Below are 16,380 nucleotides of genomic sequence, written 5' to 3'. Positions count from 1 at the left end.
CTTGAATTTGTAGTTAAAAATACTCATCAAAGGCGGAAAACATGGAGTCGATTATTGAACTGCGCCATCTGCGCACTTTGCTGGCTCTGGAAGAAACCGGCAGCGTATCGATGGCGGCAAAAAGGGTTTTTCTGACCCAGTCTGCACTTTCACACCAGATTCGTGTTCTGGAACAGTTTTATGGTACCCCCCTGTTTGAACGTAAATCCAACCCGATTCACTTTACTCCGGTAGGTGTGCGGCTGCTACAGCTGGCACGAGAAATCACGCCGCTGGTTACAGTAGCGGAGCTGGATATGGCGCAGATAATTGAAGGTGAGGCAGGGGAGCTGAGGGTAGCGGTAGAGTGCCATACTTGCTTTGACTGGCTGATGCCGGCCATGGATGCTTTCCGGGCGCTGTGGCCTAAAGTAGAGCTGGATATTGTTTCCGGCTTTCAGGCCGATCCGGTTGGGTTATTGCTGACTCACCGTGCAGATCTGGCAATCGTATCCGAATATGCTCCGCAGCCGGGGATTATTTTTCAGCCATTGTTTGCCTATGAAATGGTCGGCATTTGCGCGAAGGATCATCCGCTGGCGGCTAAAAGTGTATGGCAGGCTCAGGATTTTGAGAATGAAACACTGATCACCTATCCGGTACCGGATGATATGCTGGATTTACTGCGTAAGGTTTTAAAACCGGCCGGGGTACAGCCGGCACGGCGTAACAGTGAACTGACGATAGCCATTATTCAGCTGGTTTCCAGCCGGCGCGGCATTGCTGCCTTGCCTTACTGGACGGTTATGCCGTATCTGGAAAAAGGCTATGTAGTAGCACGGCAGATTGGCGATATACCGCTGCAAAGTGAATTGTATGCCGCCATGCGCGAAACAGACAGTAATAAAAGCTATCTGGATAATTTCTGCCAGATTGTGCGCGAACGCAGCTTTGCCGACTTACCCGGACTCAGCCCGCTCAGCACGCCGGACTAATCTGCAACCGGCAATCTGATTTATTAAAGGAGCAGGGCAGATATTCGGCAAAGCGCTGATTTTTTGCTCTGCTCTTTTTTGGTATTGTCAGCCAGAATTTTACGCAACATCCATTGTCCTGCTTAAGCTCAGTTTGTGCAGATGTCAGATAAATCTTCTTGTGCTGCATAAATACCATAAAATAATCCATAAGCATATTTTTCAAAGCGATTTTTCAGGCTTAATCAGCTACAATAAGCACTATGGAAATTTTATCTTCTGCCGGTCTGCTGACCGGTCTTAATAGTGAACAATTAGCCGCAGTTACCTGGCCTGCGCAACCGGCACTGGTACTGGCAGGTGCAGGAAGTGGTAAAACCAGAGTACTAACCACACGTATTGCCTGGTTATTGCAGACTGGTCAGGCCAGTGTACACAGTATTCTGGCCGTTACCTTTACCAATAAGGCGGCTAAAGAAATGCAATTGCGCCTGAGCACGCTGTTACCGGTTTCGGTACGGGCGATGTGGCTGGGGACATTTCACGGGCTGTGCCATCGGTTTTTACGACTGCACCATCAGGAAACAGCACTGCCCAAAACATTTCAGATTCTGGATATGGGTGATCAGCTTTCTGTAGTCAAGCGCTTGCTCAAACAACTGAATATTGCTGAAGAAATTATCTCACCGCGCAGTCTGCAGGGATTCATTAATGCACAAAAAGAAAACGGGTTGCGTGCTTCGCGTTTATCAGCTCGCGACCCGCATGAACGGCAAATGATTGAATGTTATGCCGCCTATGACAGTTTGTGCCAGAATGAAGGTGTAGTGGATTTCGCGGAATTAATGTTACGCAGTTATGAAATTCTGCAGAGTAATGAAATATTGCGCAATCATTACCAGAACCGTTTTAATCATGTGCTGATTGATGAATTTCAGGATACAAATAAATTACAGTATGCATGGCTAAAATTACTGGCCGGAGAGCATGCAGCGGTTTTCGCTGTGGGAGACGACGACCAGAGTATTTATCGCTTTCGCGGTGCCGAAGTAGCCAATATGACCCGCTTTCTGAATGAATTTCATGTTGGCGAACCTATCCGGCTGGAACAAAATTACCGTTCGGTAGGCAATATTCTGACAGCAGCCAACGCGGTGATTGCACACAATGCCAGCCGTCTGGGTAAAAATCTGCGCACTCAGGCCGGCGATGGCGAAAAAATCCGTGTGCTTCAGGCAATTAATGATCTTGAAGAAGCGCAGTTTGTGGTTGATGAAGTGAAGGCTTTACACCGCGAAGGGCTGAATTATATGCAGATGGCTGTACTGTATCGCAGTAATGCCCAGTCGCGGGTTCTGGAACAGGCTCTGTTCCGCGCCGGTATACCTTACAAAATTTATGGCGGCCTGCGCTTTTATGAGCGTCAGGAAATCAAACATGCACTGGCTTACCTGCGTCTGGCGGTTAACCCCAATGATGATAATGCATTATTACGCGTAATCAATGTGCCGGCACGCGGCATCGGCGCGCGGAGTGTTGAAAACATTCAGGCGGCAGCCAATGAAGCCCATACTTCGTTATGGCAGGCGGCCATCAGCCTGTCAGCGAAAAACAGTAAAATTGCTGCTTTTATCCGCCTGATTGAAAATTTACAGCAACAGGCTGCGCAAGTTTCTCTGCAGGAACTGATGGCTGCTGCCATCTATGATAGTGGTCTGATGGAACACTACCGTACCCAGAAAGGTGAACAGCAGGAACGCATCAACAACCTGGAAGAATTACTGAATGCGGCAGTGGCATTTAAACCGCAGGAATCCGGTTTTGATATGGAACCTGAGTATGATGAAAACGATCCTTTATTTCCGGTACTGTCTTTTTTAAGTACAGCCTCACTGGAAGCAGGAGAGCATCAGGCCGGTCAGGGTGAAGATGCCTTGCAGTTAATGACTGTGCATGCAGCCAAGGGGCTGGAATTTGACGGTGTATTTCTGACTGGGCTGGAAGAAGGTTTATTCCCCAGTGAATACAGCATGGCCGAACGCGACGGGCTGGAAGAAGAGCGGCGCCTGATGTATGTAGCCATCACCAGAGCACGTAAGCGCCTGTATTTAACAATGGCAGAACAACGCCTGTTACACGGACAAACGCATTTTGCCCTGCCATCACGCTTTGTGGATGAAATACCGGAAGAGGTATTGCAATATCTGTCTGCACACAGAAACTCTCTGATAGCCCGGCAACAGTCCACGCAGCGAACCAATCCGTTTCACAGCCGCAGCAAACTGGCAGAAGCACAGGAGAGCACGGATTTTGACGGCTTTCAGCTAGGACAGAATGTTTATCATGAACGTTTCGGCACAGGTGTCATAATAGATGCTACCCGGAAAGCTGAAGGGGCACGCCTGACCATCAATTTCGGTAAACAGGGGATTAAAGAGCTGGATACCGTATTTGCCAAAAGCAAGCTAAGTATTATTTCTTAAACAATTGCTCAGGTAATGGCTGGTAAGCAAAAGCCTGAGAGGAGACAGTCATGCAACAATACGACAGTAACAATATTTTTGCCCGAATTATCCGTGGTGAAATTCCTTGCCATAAAGTTTATGAGGATGAGCAGACACTGGCCTTTATGGATGTGATGCCACAGGCACGCGGCCATGTACTGGTGATTCCTAAATGTGAAGCAATAGAGTTAACTGACATGCCGCAAGATTACCTTGCTGCCGTATTCAGTGCAGCTAAAAAGATTATTAATGCGCAACGTAAAGTGTTACATCGTAATGGCGTTGTGCAATTACAGTTGTCCGGCGAACAGGCTGGTCAGTCTGTATTTCATTATCACATTCATCTGATTCCCGGACATATCCATGAACTGGGTAAACATGAAAGTGTGGCTGCTGATCAGGCAGAACTGGCGCAACTGGCTGCACAATTACGTGCAGAACTGGCCTGACCATTTTTTGATTCAATAATTATCCACAGAATTATCCACAGATAATCAGTAAAATAAATAGTATTTATTATGCTATAACCCTTGTTTTATAAGGAATTAAGCATAAAGACTGATTTTTATCCAGTTAAATACTACAAATTTGTCCACAATCATTCAGTTGTTGTACCAAATCTCCCTGTCGCTCCTGCACCTTTCGGTAAACGGAGCGATAATTTATTTCCTGGTCAATACAGATTAAATTGTTCAGTCAGTTTCAGCTTAAACGCCTTTGTGATTACAGACTAGCCATATCCTGCATATTTAGCGGAACTTAATTCACTAAAACGCCTGCTTACGCTTTTCATCAACAGGAAATGCGACAAATCATTTTTTTTCTGCCGGTTTCAGCAGAAGCAGGCCTTATCCGGCCTGTATCTTTTCCTCTGATAACAAAAGCCCGCAGAAAAATTATGCTCTGCGGGCTTTTACACAGTATAACCAGTATTAATTATTCATACATCCGGAATAAACACTTCTGAACTGTGGTACTTTCGTATTTTATTCAAATAAATCGCGCAGTTTGTCCATGAATGATTTTTGCCGCGGCGTCTGAGCCCGATCCATACCGGTAGAGATTTTTTCAAACTCTTCCAGTAATTCACGCTGACGATCGGTCAGATTTACCGGTGTCTCTACCACGATATGACAATATAAATCACCCACAGCAGCCGAACGTACTGATTTAATTCCTTTACCACGTACCCGCATGCGACGGCCGGTTTGTGTTTCTTTCGGAATATTCAGTTTGACTTTACCATCCAGCGTAGGCACCTCAACCTCTCCGCCAAGCGCTGCTATCGTAAAACTGATAGGCAATTCACAGTGCAGATCCATGCCGTCACGCTCAAAGACCGGATGCGGACGCACGTTCACCATTACATATAAATCACCGGCAGGCGCACCATGCTTACCGGGTTCACCTTCGCCGCTCAGGCGGATACGCTGTCCGTCATCAATACCGGCCGGAATAGAAACCTCAACAGTCTTGCGGGTTTTTACCAGTCCGTCGCCATGACATTTAACACACGGATCCTTAATCTGTTTACCACTGCCGTGACAAGTCGGGCAGGTCTGCTGTAACTGAAAAATGGCCTGCCGTACCTGAACGACACCACTGCCACCACACATGCTGCAGGTAGTGGCTGAAGTCCCGACTTTAGCACCACTGCCGTGACAGACATCACATTCTTCATGAGTAGGAATAGTGATTTTTTTCTTAATACCGCGCGCAGCCTCCTCCAGACTGATTTCAATATTATATTGTAAATCAGCGCCCTGATTATTCTGCTGCGACCGTCCGCCGGCTCCGCCGCCAAACATCTGGCTGAAAATATCACCAAAATCAAAACCACCGGAAAAGCCGCCGGCTCCGGCACCCATATTGCCGTCTACACCGGCATGTCCAAACTGGTCATAAGCAGCACGTTTTTGAGAATCAGACAATACTTCATAAGCACGCTGTACTTCTTTAAATTTTTCTTCGGCGTTTTTATCGCCCTGATTACGGTCAGGATGGTATTTCATGGCCAGCTTACGATAAGCTTTTTTGATTTCCTCATCCCCTGCAGTACGGCTTATACCCAGTACTTCATAAAAATCTACTTCAGTCATAATTTTATTCCAAAGGTTTGCAGGCAACCTGCTCTTAAACAGCAGGATGCCTGAACAGCAAAACCGGATAGATAATAGAAATGCAACCCATATATGGGCTGCATGTATAAAAACAAGGTTTTAAGTAAAAGTTATTTCTGACCGAAGCACAATATACGGCCTGAAAACAATCAGACAGACAAAGAATCAACGGTCACACCCGTATATTTATACTGTCAGCAAAGTAGCCAATCTAATCGTGCACCATCCATCAGGTAATCTTCAAAGCATTTTAAATAATTCAGCCCGATATTTGGCTGGCATTATCTGCCGGCAGCAAAACATTAATATAGTTTAGTCCGACACTTACCTGTATCGGATCGATTCCGGTTATCGATACCTTCATCCGGCATTTTGGCATGGCATCAACCGGTACACCGTTGACACGGCTTACCAGTGGCAGGCCTTCAATACGCACTAAATCATCACGTATTAACTGAGCGGTCAGCTCCTGCAACTGTTCCTGCTGAATATATATCAGACTCCAGTATGCTTCCATATGGCGCTGAAAATCATTGTAGGCTGCATAAGCCGACTCAAAATCACGCAATACCGCAAACAGCATGGCATCCTGCGGTTCAAAACGTGGCTCTGCGTCCGGATCCAGTAAACTAATTAGCTGCTTCTGGTTAATATAATCAGTAGCACGGCGCAGTGGCGAAGTAAACCAGGCATAATGTTTCAGCCCCAGACCAATATGCGGTTCAGACTGAGTACTCATCCGTACTCTGCCGGTAGGCTGTACACGGAATAATCCAGCCATTTCAGCCTCGTCCAGCATCTGCGCCCAGGTGCTGTTGGCAAAAATCATCAGCTCACTGACCAGCGTATCAATTGGTGCTCCGCGTTCACGCACACTGATATGTACAGTATTATCTGTCCCAAGCTTAATTCCATAATCGTACTGCGGTAAACGTTCCGGATCATATTTACCCCGCGCCTGCATTCTGGCCACAGCAAAATCATATAACCAGTTCATTTCATGCTGATGTGCAAAAGCTTCAGTATCACTGCGCGGCTGCAAAGGCTGAAATGCCTGCTCAATATTTTCAATACGTAAATTACAGTCTATATACACCGATTCAATTCGTGATTCATAACGTATCACCTCAAACTGCGGATTGATTTCTGCATACAGACTGACTGCCGGTCGTGCTGCTCCTTCATCCAGACTGAAAGCAGCTATCCAGTTATCCGGCAGCATGGTAATTTTACTGCCGGGATAATACACAGTACTTAAACGTTCAAATATCAGCTTTTCCAGCAAAGACTCAGCATCTATTGCCAGAGCCGGGGCAGCTATATGAATTCCGACCAGTTTGTTGCCATTGGGCAGGTCACGCACACTGAATGCATCATCTACCTCACTGGTTTCAATGTCATCAATGGAAAATGCGCGTACTGCGGTATCGGCATCTGGCAGATTGTGCATAACCGGTACAGGATAATGACCACAATCCGCACCTTTGGGAAACTGAGTAAGTAAAAAACCATCCAGAAAATATTCAGGCAGAGGCGGTACTGCACCAACACTCTGGAGCAGGGCAAACAGTGAGGTTTTTTTCTGATCAGCAGCTTTGACCACTGCTTTGTATTTCAGACTTTGTTTATCAGGTGCATGCAGAATCATTTTGGCTTCAGCAGCAATCTCATCCGGCAGGCGACCGGCCAGCAATTCCTGTATCCAGCCATTGACTTGTTCTTCCTGCTGTTTGCGCCGTTCAATGGCTGCCAGCGCCTGCTGTAATGTTTCTGCCGGCGCAGCTTTGAATACACCTTTATTTTTTTTGTAAAAATACATAGGCGCTGCATACAGAGCCATCAGTGTGGCTGCCAGCTCAATATTCCCGCTGCTATCGCCAAAATATTCACTGGCTGCACTGGCTGCGGTAAATTCATTTTCATTGCCTACCGCTTCCCAGAGCAGACTGATATCAATACCGGCAGCTGCTTCAGCAGCCTGTTGTAAAAATTGCGCAGCATCACCATCAAACACCAGAAAAACGTGGCTGGCCTTGATTTTTGCCCGCTTACCATGTTGTGTATTAACCAGAAAAGTAGCATCATTTTCCTGAACTATTTCCGCTACTTTAAACTGACCTGACTCCTCATAAAAAATTTGTTTACCCATAACGCCTACTTAAAACAAAGAAACTACTCAAGTAATCTGTAAAACAGATTCAGAAACCACTATTTATTCGATTATAAACGACAGTACTCAATCTTCGCTTCTATGCCTGCTCTGCCACTCTGTTCCAGACAACCGTATCTGTATAAATAGTTCACCATTATTCCTCCTCAGGCTTCCCTGTTTTGCATATATCCGATTGTCAAATCATACAAATTAAATAATTCTATGTTTTAATTTTCCATTAAAACAATTACTTAAAGTTAGCACAATATAATTATGCTTTAAACAACATTATGCTTTAAAACCAGATAAATAAACAGCAAAAAAATACCTGCTGACAAATAAAATCCATAATAATGAACTAATTTTAAAAAACTCCAAAAGCATAATATGCTGGAAATATTTCGATATATATAAAGTTATACACCGTACAACCGGCAACAATAGTAAGTATTACCGAAAATTAAAACATATGCTAAAAAAATAATACAAAAAATCAAAATTTATTTGATTTTTTTACATAAAACTGTTTTCCGCCTGCTATTTCAAACATCAGCATCAGATAACAATTTATATAATTAATATATAAATATATTAATTTTTACAAATAACTTTTTATTCTTACGGTTAAAAAACAATTTTTATATTTAGAGAGGCAGATATTGATTTAAATTTGCCCTTATCTGAATAAAATATCTGTATTATTATTCATTACATGAATAAATTCTGTTGCATATAAAAATATTATTACTGATTATATAAGCACATTACTTTTAATAACACAAACTGAAATATACTTCATCCGGTTATCAGCTAATTCTGACTAATTGTATGATACAGATATCCGCAGCAATAGCCATAGTGCGAGTGTTACAATAGCCATAAATTCATGTAAAGACCTATAATATGAAGAAAATAACCCCCAAAAGCTATGAAGAAGCTATCCAGCAACTGGAAAAAATAACTGAATCCATGCAAAACAATGATCTTCCGCTGGAAGAATCACTGGCTGCATATGAATATGGTCAGGAACTGGTGCAATACTGCCAGCAGAAGCTGGCTGAGGTAGAACAAAAATTACAGGTACTGGATAATGGTGAATTAAAGGAGCTGAAGCTTGAAACAGGGGAGTAATTTTGCCGACTGGCAAAAACACGTACAGACACATACAGAAGAGACATTAACCCGATTATTTCCCACGACCGGACAACTTCCCGCACCACTGATTGAAGCCATGCGCTATGCGGCGCTGGATGGCGGTAAACGGTTGCGGCCAATGCTGGTTCTGGCGGCGGCGGAGCTGGGTAATGCGGTTACAGAAGCCGCAGATTATGCTCTGGCTGCAATCGAATGCATACATATCTATTCGCTTGTGCACGACGATATGCCGGAGATGGATAACGACAGTCTGCGACACGGAAAGCCTGCCTGTCACATACAATATACACCGGCAACAGCCTTACTGGTTGGTGATGCCCTGCAAAGTATGGCATTCAGCCTGCTGAGCCGGCCAACCGGTCTGGACACTGCGCGTCAGCTGCAAATGATACAGACTCTGGCACAGGCTGCCGGCTGTCATGGCATGGCCGGCGGACAGGCTATCGATTTAGCCTGCGTAGGGGTAGGTCTGAATCAGGCCGAACTGGAACACATGCACCAGTTGAAAACCGGTGCGCTGATCAGAGCAGCAGTTACACTGGGCGGACTTTGCTGTCAGGATATCAGCCAGCAGGCATTAACCGCACTCGACCATTATGCCGCTCATCTGGGTCTGGCTTTTCAGGTTATTGATGATGTACTGGATTACGAGCAGGATAGCAGCACACTGGGTAAAACCGCCGGAAAAGATGCCCGGACTAATAAACCTACTTACGTTAGTCTGATGGGGCTGACTACAGCACGCCAGTATGCAGAAAATCTGGTACAACAGGCTATTGATGCTTTAAGCAGTTTTGACCAGCGTGCATCTCATCTTCGCGCACTGGCGCAATTTGTCGTTGCCCGCAATCATTAAAAATGCGCTAAGTAACAGCAAACTACAAATATATAAACATTGTCTGCGCAGTAATTCTGTAAATTACAGATATAACTTATGTACAGATCAGCTTATTCATAAAATAACTAACGCAGCCGCTTACCGGAAGCCCAGTCAATAATCTGGCTGGGCTGTTTTCTTCCGCCGGTGCGCCCCCCCAGAATTATCACCTGTTTTCCAAACTGGCGTCTGACTTCACGTTCGGTACGACAGGTTTTTTTTCCCGCCCGGTTACAAGAAGTAGATACCAGTGCTGTACCTGTTGCTCTGCATAAAAACCGGGCAGTTGCCAAGTCCGGAACCCGTACGGCCAGAGTTTGCCGGCCCCGTCCGCGTAACACAGGTGAAACCTGTTTGCGTACCGGTAACAGTAAAGTTCTGGGTGCCGGCCACTGCCGGCTGACAGCCGCTATATCGGTTGCGGACAAAGGTGCGAGCAAAGGCTGTAATTGAGTGAAATCAGCAGCAATAACAATCAGCCCTTTATGTTGCGGTCGCTTTTTCAATGCAATGACTTTACGCACCGCCGGCACACAATCAGGCAGACAACCCAGCCCATAACTGCCTTCTGCAGGATAAGCAATCAAACCGCCACGATGCAGATGGCTGCGCAGACGATATAAAAACCGGCCGGACGGACGGGCAGGATGGCGCATAAATATTCTGAGAAACTGGACTAAACTATTATAATAGCAGGGCAGAATAAACCAGACTACACCCGTACCGGTCACAGCCACCCAACCACCAGAGACAATCATGATTACTGATGAACAACTATTGCGTTACAGCCGTCATATATTACTGGATAAGCTGGATATTGCCGGACAGGAAGCAATTCTTGCTGCCCGTGCTCTGGTAATCGGTGCCGGCGGCCTGGCACATCCGGCTCTGACTTATCTGGCTTCCAGCGGAATAGGGCATATTACCGTTGTGGATAACGACACTATCGAAATCAGTAATCTGCAACGCCAGTTCTGGTTTAATGATAAAGATATCGGTCAGGCAAAAGCCGCGATATTGTGTCGGCAGCTACAGACACAATATCCGCAGACTAAATTACAACCCATTGTAGCCAGAGCAGATGCCAGCCTGTTAGAGCAACTGGTTCAGCATACCGATATCATTCTGGATTGTACCGACAATTTTGCCAGCCGCCGGCTGATTAATCAGGCCTGTTTTAATGCACGCAAACCACTGGTTTCAGCCTCTGCACTGGTGTTTGCTGGGCAGCTGGCAGTATATGATTTTCGTGATGGTCGCGGCCCCTGCTATCAGTGCCTGTTTGAAGGAGAAATGAATGATGAAGGAGCCAGTTGTGCCAAAAACGGAGTTTTTGCGCCTTTACTCGGTATTATGGGAGCGGCACAGGCCAGTGAAGCATTGCAGATAATTGCCGGTATTCACCCTGACGGCTGCTGGCTACACTGTTTTGACGCTTGTTCTTTTCAATGGCAGCGCCTGCAGCTGGCAGCCAATCCGGATTGTCCGGTATGCGGGCAGGCAGTTTTATCCACAGAAATTTGTGGATAAAACTGTGGATATTTTTATTAATCAAAATCAGATAACTTGCGATCTTTACCGGCATTCCAGCCAGACACTGTAATAACGACCGCGGCAATAAACATCAGACACAATGCCGGAAACCAGGAATGCATCATGTCATGCAGAGCGCCCATCAGGACTGGACCCACAGCTGCAAACAGATAGCCACAGGTTTGTGCCATTCCGGATAACAGCACTCCTTCAGTAACACTGCTGCTGCGTAAACTGAAAAACATCATGCTCAGACAGAAAGCCCCACTGATACCCAGCCCCAGCAACAGCACTGCCGGAAAATAACAGCTGCGCCATGGCGACATCAGCAATAATACCGACAAGATTAAAGCCACGCCGCACATCGACCCTATCCAGTGCTGCTGCTTTAATCTGGCTGCATAAATCGGTATCAGCAAATTGGTTGGTATCATCACCAGCTGCATCAGCCCAAGCCAGCCACCGGCTTCCGTTGCTGATACACCGGCTTTGGCCACAATCTGCGGCAGCCAGCTAACTGTAGAATAAAACAGAAACGACTGAAATCCCATAAACAGCGTTACCTGCCAGGCCAGCGGATTACGCCACAGATGTATCTTTACCTGACGTGCACGTACAGCCGCCTTGGGCACAGCATTGGCCGCTTTAAAAGGCAGCCACCAGATAACCATGGCCACCAGCGCCGGTAGTACCCAGATTACCAGAGCACCGCGCCAGCCCCATAGATTACTGTGAGCAAGCGGGGCACTTAAAGCAGAACCGGCCGCACCGCCCATATTCATCACCAGTGCATATAATGCGGTAACCAGTCCCATTTTAAACGGAAAATACTGCTTTACCATACTGGGAATCAGTACATTGCCAACAGCAATGGCACAGCTGAGCAAAGCCGTGCCTGTCAGCAGCAGAAACAGCCCGGAACCACAGCGCAGCACCAACCCCAGCGTTAATATCCACAAAGCAAAAAAGACCATCTGCTCCGAGCCCAGACGTGCTGCAAGCCTGGGGATAAAAATCGAAAACAGACCAAATGTCAGCAATGGTACCGTAGTCAGCATGCCGGCCAGCGTACTGCTTATCTGCAGCTGCGTCTGAATATTCTGTAACAGGGGACCCACACCAGTCAGCGGGCCGCGCAAAACAAAAGCCAGAGCCAGAATAGCGACAAAAAGACTAAGCCGGTGCTGTGTTTTCGATACAGTCGAATCCGTTTTCATTACTTCACCAAATTACCCGTTTACCCTTAGGGTAGAAAAAACCATTCAATTTACCGGCCATTGCTGCAATAGCGCACGACCGCACTCCAGACCGGCTGCATAGCTGTAACGCAAACGACCGGCATCCCGGCACAGACGTCCGGCCATTTTGCCATCATCCGGAGGGTGGATTTCAATAATATACCGGCAGTTCTCAGGCTGCTGCATCCATGCCAGGGTAGCATTATAATGCTTTACCCGCTGCCGTAATGCTTGAGAAAACCCGCCGGCAGGTAGAAGCCTTGCCAGCAGACTATCACTCAGGGCACCTTTTTTTACATAATTTTGTGCCCGGGTACGGATTACCACGACTCGATTAATATTTGGCCGGGACAGAGCCCACTGTACCGGCAGAGCATCAGCTACTCCGCCGTCAAAATAAAATTCATTACCGATTGCTACCGGCTTACGGATCATAAACGGAATTGAGCTGGAAGCGCGCAGCACATCCAGAAAAGAATCGGGCTGAGCCACAGCATATTCCGGCTCACCGCTAAGCGCATTACTTAACACAATCCTGAAATCACGCTGCTGTGCAAACATACGTTCACAGTCCAGCGGATTTTCCTGTTGTACAACCTGCCATAACCAGTCGATATCCATCAGGTCGCCGCCACGGATAAAGCGTGACCAGCGGATAAATTCCGGCCGGCAGGACTGATCAAGCAGTATATCCAGATTACGCCCTTCCTGTCCGGCCAGATAACTGGCAATAGTACTGGCTCCGGAAGATACTCCGACTAGTAAACTAAACGGGTTAAAATCTGCCTGTAAGAAGGCATCAGTAACACCACTGCTGAATGCAGCACGCATTCCACCGCCTTCTACAACCAGTGCAGTTTGCTTTCCGGCTGTCTGCTGATCAGCATGCATGCTAGCATTCCTATGTTTATGTAATAATATTTTAATGTTATTAAATATATAATACTGACTATAGTAAATCAATAAAATTACTGGCAGGTAATACCTATTATTAATATCTTCTGCACTTGCAAACCAGTTTGCCAGTAAGCAGTACGACAACAGCTCACGAATATTCAATGGCCAGAGATATACCTGCAGAATTTATTAATTTTTAAATTACTGGATTAATCGGCAAATTTTTTGTACCAAATTAGTTTCAGGCAGTTACTTCGTATACCGCGAATGCGCACACAGACATAATTCATCACAAAAAAGCATTTACAGCCGCATCTGTGCCGCATCAAAGACCGGCATACTATGTAAAATCCAGTATTCTCAACCCGGAATACAATTTTTTTCAACCTGAACAGTACAGTAAAACATTCTGATTACTTTTATAACCGGAACTGCTTTGCCAGAACTTATATAGAGCAAAACGTATTCCATTATTAACCGGAGCAATAGCTTATTCCGCAGTAGTATACCTGAGTAAGTGAACTGCTTATCAATTTATATTCTTGCAATCATCTGCAAAGATTAAATTTTATAATTGCCGGTCTGTAGCTCAATATCCGTACTCATCAGCCCAAATATTTCACAACAGTAATACTTCATACCTGTACATTTTTCAAACCATAAAAAAACTTCCGGATTCAGATAAATCCGGAAGTTAGTCTGACTATTCAGCAAAGATAGTTTAGTTGTTGCTCCATTTGAAGCCGACACCAGCATTAAAGCCAACTTCCTTGCCTGTAGTAGAAACACCAGCACCCCAGCCGATATTACCGCTGTTACTGATGGCTTTATAGTTAGCACCGACTGCGGTATAGCCACGATAAGTACCTACACCCACACCGACAGCCTGTTCACCGGCATTCAGAGAAGGCAGATAAGCACCGGATAAGGCCATGGCCAGTGCAGTACCTGAATATGCACGGCGTTCTGTACGCTGAACACGTTCATTTACTTTGTTTACATACTTATTGACGTTAGTAATCTGATTATTAACACCTTTAAGCTGAGCCACGTTTACTGCATCAGTATCAGCCGTACCTGCTGCAACTCCGGTTATCTGACGATATACACCTTTCGATGCATCACCTACAGATACCGCACCTTCCGTACTCTTCGTTGCCCGGATCGCTGCTGCCTGCTGTGACGTTGCCGTTACCGGAATATAACCTTCTTTTCCGGCTGCCGTATTCGCTACTGAACCCGCACCAAGTGCTACGCCTCCGGCCTGTGTTGCCTTAGCCTGACTACCCAGTGCCACAGCATTGGCTGATGGAGCACTTGCAGAATCACCGATTGCAACTGCCGATGTACCGCTGGCCATAGCTGCTCCACCTACTGCGATAGAATCAGTACCCTGTGCAACTGAGGCAGCTTTTGCAGAATTGATCTTCGCAAACTTAGTACCATAATTCTGAACATTTTGCAGGGCATCAGCCACATTATCAGCAGATGCAATACCTCCTGTCGGAGTAGTGCTATCATATTTGGGTTTACTGAGACCTGTATTCGGGTCATATGAACTACCCAGACCGGCTGCTATGGAAGCAAGCTGGCTGGCTGTTCTGGCACTGATTGCTGTTGACAGGCTAGTCAGTGCGTCACTAGAAATATTTCCGGTCGGCAGAGTATCTACTTTAGTTGACAGAGTACTCAGGCTGCTTTGTACCGTCCACAACTGACCGGCATTAACCGCATCAAGAGAACCTTGAGCTATATTACCGGCTGCAATATTGGTAATCCGCTGTGCAGTACCATTATGACTGGCATCATAAGCGGTCAGTGTGCTGTTCCACTGCAATGCATTTTTGGTCAGATTAGTGATATTAGTAATAATATTACTTGTCGAGATACCATTCACTTTTTCGTCTAATGAACTCAGTGATGATGATGTAGATGTTGCCAGAGCAGACAGATTGGATTTTACTTTGTAAAGCTGTCCGCCGGTTACTGCTTCATGCGAACCCGCTTCTTCCAAACCATCTTCCACGTTATAGATTTTACCTAAACCTAGATCACGGGTCAGATTGTTTGGTCTTCCTGCATCAAATCCGCCTTTATCATCATTCCATTTCAGTGCTTTCTCTTTCAGATCTGTCACATCTTTCTGAGTTGTACTTGTAACAGTTGATAAGCTGCTCAGACTGCTGCTGGTACTGTTTGTCAGCTGTTGCAGATTGTCTGTTGCCGTACTCAGGCTGTGTGACAGACTTTCATAGCCGGTAGACAGGGAGCTGCTTATAGTGCTGATTCCACTAATAACAGTTGATGAAACTACTGTCGACAGACTGTTCAGCCCTGTTGATGTTGAGCTGGACAGGTTAAAGAACTGGCTGCCGTTTACTGCATCTGTAGAATCAGCTGCTATTCTGCCTGCTGCTACATTGGTAATCAGCTGCGCTGTACCATTACGGCCGGCATCATAAGCGTTCAGTGTGCTGTTCCACTGCAATGCATTCTGCTGCAAGGTAGTCAGATTCTGATTTGTGCTGTTCAGGCTGGCTGACAGACTGTTCAGGCCGGTAGTCGCAGACTCTGACAAACTGCTCAGACCGGTGCTGACACTGTTCAGTCCTGTATGAGTTACTGTGGACAGTGACTCCAGACTTCTATTTACATTATTCAGAGCAGATGAGGTAACACTGCTCAGGCTGCTCAGACCAGTACTGCTGCTGCTCAGACCTGTCTGAGTCAGCGTTGACAGACTGTACATCTGCGCACCGTTAACCGCATCACTTGATGTAGCGCTGATGTCCCCGCCTGCAATTCCGGTCAGTGTCTGCGCACGACCGCCACGGGTTGCATCATAGGCACCAATTGTACTGTTCCATTGCAATGCATCTTTCTGCAGATTGCCTACATTAGTATTAGTATCATTCAGACTGGTTGACAGACTGGACACGTCTTTATTCACA

Annotated in this window: 12 protein-coding genes; 6 read left to right on the top strand and 6 right to left on the bottom strand. The window is 46.1% G+C overall.

What is annotated here, in order from left to right; all coding sequences use genetic code 11:
* Positions 1–41: 41 nt before the first annotated feature.
* The 3 genes from H3V01_RS07785 (at position 42) to H3V01_RS07775 (ending at position 3,906) form a co-directional block, all read left to right on the top strand.
* A complete protein-coding gene (locus H3V01_RS07785; RefSeq protein ID WP_084548552.1) occupies positions 42–974 on the top strand; it encodes a LysR family transcriptional regulator in 933 nt (310 codons plus the stop codon).
* A gap of 242 nt (positions 975–1,216) precedes the next feature.
* Positions 1,217–3,436, top strand: a complete 2,220-nt coding sequence (locus tag H3V01_RS07780; protein ID WP_198186467.1) for a UvrD-helicase domain-containing protein — start codon at positions 1,217–1,219, stop codon at positions 3,434–3,436.
* 50 nt (positions 3,437–3,486) lie between these two features.
* On the top strand, positions 3,487–3,906 hold the full coding sequence (locus H3V01_RS07775; protein WP_025331807.1) for an HIT family protein: 420 nt from the start codon (positions 3,487–3,489) through the stop codon (positions 3,904–3,906).
* 537 nt (positions 3,907–4,443) lie between these two features.
* On the opposite strand, the gene dnaJ is transcribed toward H3V01_RS07775, so the two are convergent.
* Both dnaJ and H3V01_RS07765 read right to left on the bottom strand, forming a co-directional pair.
* The gene (gene dnaJ, locus H3V01_RS07770) at positions 4,444–5,556 is read right to left on the bottom strand and encodes a molecular chaperone DnaJ (protein ID WP_037392221.1); all 1,113 of its coding nucleotides are present in this window, start codon (positions 5,554–5,556) and stop codon (positions 4,444–4,446) included.
* A gap of 280 nt (positions 5,557–5,836) precedes the next feature.
* On the bottom strand, positions 5,837–7,726 hold the full coding sequence (locus H3V01_RS07765) for a ribonuclease catalytic domain-containing protein (protein ID WP_198186466.1): 1,890 nt from the start codon (positions 7,724–7,726) through the stop codon (positions 5,837–5,839).
* Between the two features lie 906 nt (positions 7,727–8,632).
* On the opposite strand from H3V01_RS07765, the gene H3V01_RS07760 reads away from it, so the two are divergent.
* Together H3V01_RS07760 and H3V01_RS07755 are read left to right on the top strand one after the other, a co-directional pair.
* Positions 8,633–8,860 (top strand): exodeoxyribonuclease VII small subunit, encoded by a 228-nt coding sequence (locus tag H3V01_RS07760; protein WP_025331809.1) that lies wholly within the window; start codon positions 8,633–8,635, stop codon positions 8,858–8,860.
* Positions 8,844–9,740, top strand: coding sequence for a polyprenyl synthetase family protein (locus tag H3V01_RS07755; protein WP_232332653.1), 897 nt, complete (start codon positions 8,844–8,846; stop codon positions 9,738–9,740). Before H3V01_RS07760 ends, H3V01_RS07755 begins: the two co-directional genes overlap by 17 nt.
* Before the next feature lie 107 nt (positions 9,741–9,847).
* On the opposite strand, the gene H3V01_RS07750 is transcribed toward H3V01_RS07755, so the two are convergent.
* Positions 9,848–10,417 carry an L-threonylcarbamoyladenylate synthase gene (locus H3V01_RS07750; RefSeq protein ID WP_198186626.1) on the bottom strand — a complete coding sequence of 190 codons (570 nt, stop codon included), beginning with the start codon at positions 10,415–10,417 and terminating at the stop codon, positions 9,848–9,850.
* A 100-nt stretch (positions 10,418–10,517) separates the two neighbouring features.
* Between H3V01_RS07750 and H3V01_RS07745 the strand changes: the two genes are divergently transcribed.
* Complete coding sequence (locus tag H3V01_RS07745) at positions 10,518–11,291, top strand: HesA/MoeB/ThiF family protein (protein ID WP_232332652.1); 774 nt, start codon at positions 10,518–10,520, stop codon at positions 11,289–11,291.
* A gap of 17 nt (positions 11,292–11,308) precedes the next feature.
* Here the strand turns inward: H3V01_RS07745 and H3V01_RS07740 are convergent, their stop codons facing one another.
* The 3 genes from H3V01_RS07740 to H3V01_RS07730 form a co-directional block, all read right to left on the bottom strand.
* Positions 11,309–12,511, bottom strand: a complete 1,203-nt coding sequence (locus H3V01_RS07740) for a CynX/NimT family MFS transporter (RefSeq protein ID WP_198186465.1) — start codon at positions 12,509–12,511, stop codon at positions 11,309–11,311.
* A gap of 45 nt (positions 12,512–12,556) precedes the next feature.
* Positions 12,557–13,423: a patatin-like phospholipase family protein gene (locus H3V01_RS07735; protein ID WP_198186464.1), complete on the bottom strand. Its 867-nt coding sequence runs from the start codon at positions 13,421–13,423 to the stop codon at positions 12,557–12,559.
* Between the two features lie 727 nt (positions 13,424–14,150).
* Positions 14,151–16,380: YadA family autotransporter adhesin (locus H3V01_RS07730; RefSeq protein WP_198186463.1), on the bottom strand; the 2,230-nt coding region annotated here is incomplete at its 5' end.

The organism is Snodgrassella sp. M0351 (genome assembly GCF_016100575.1).
GTDB classification, from domain to species: domain Bacteria; phylum Pseudomonadota; class Gammaproteobacteria; order Burkholderiales; family Neisseriaceae; genus Snodgrassella; species Snodgrassella alvi.
This window is presented reverse-complemented; position numbering and strand designations above follow the sequence as displayed.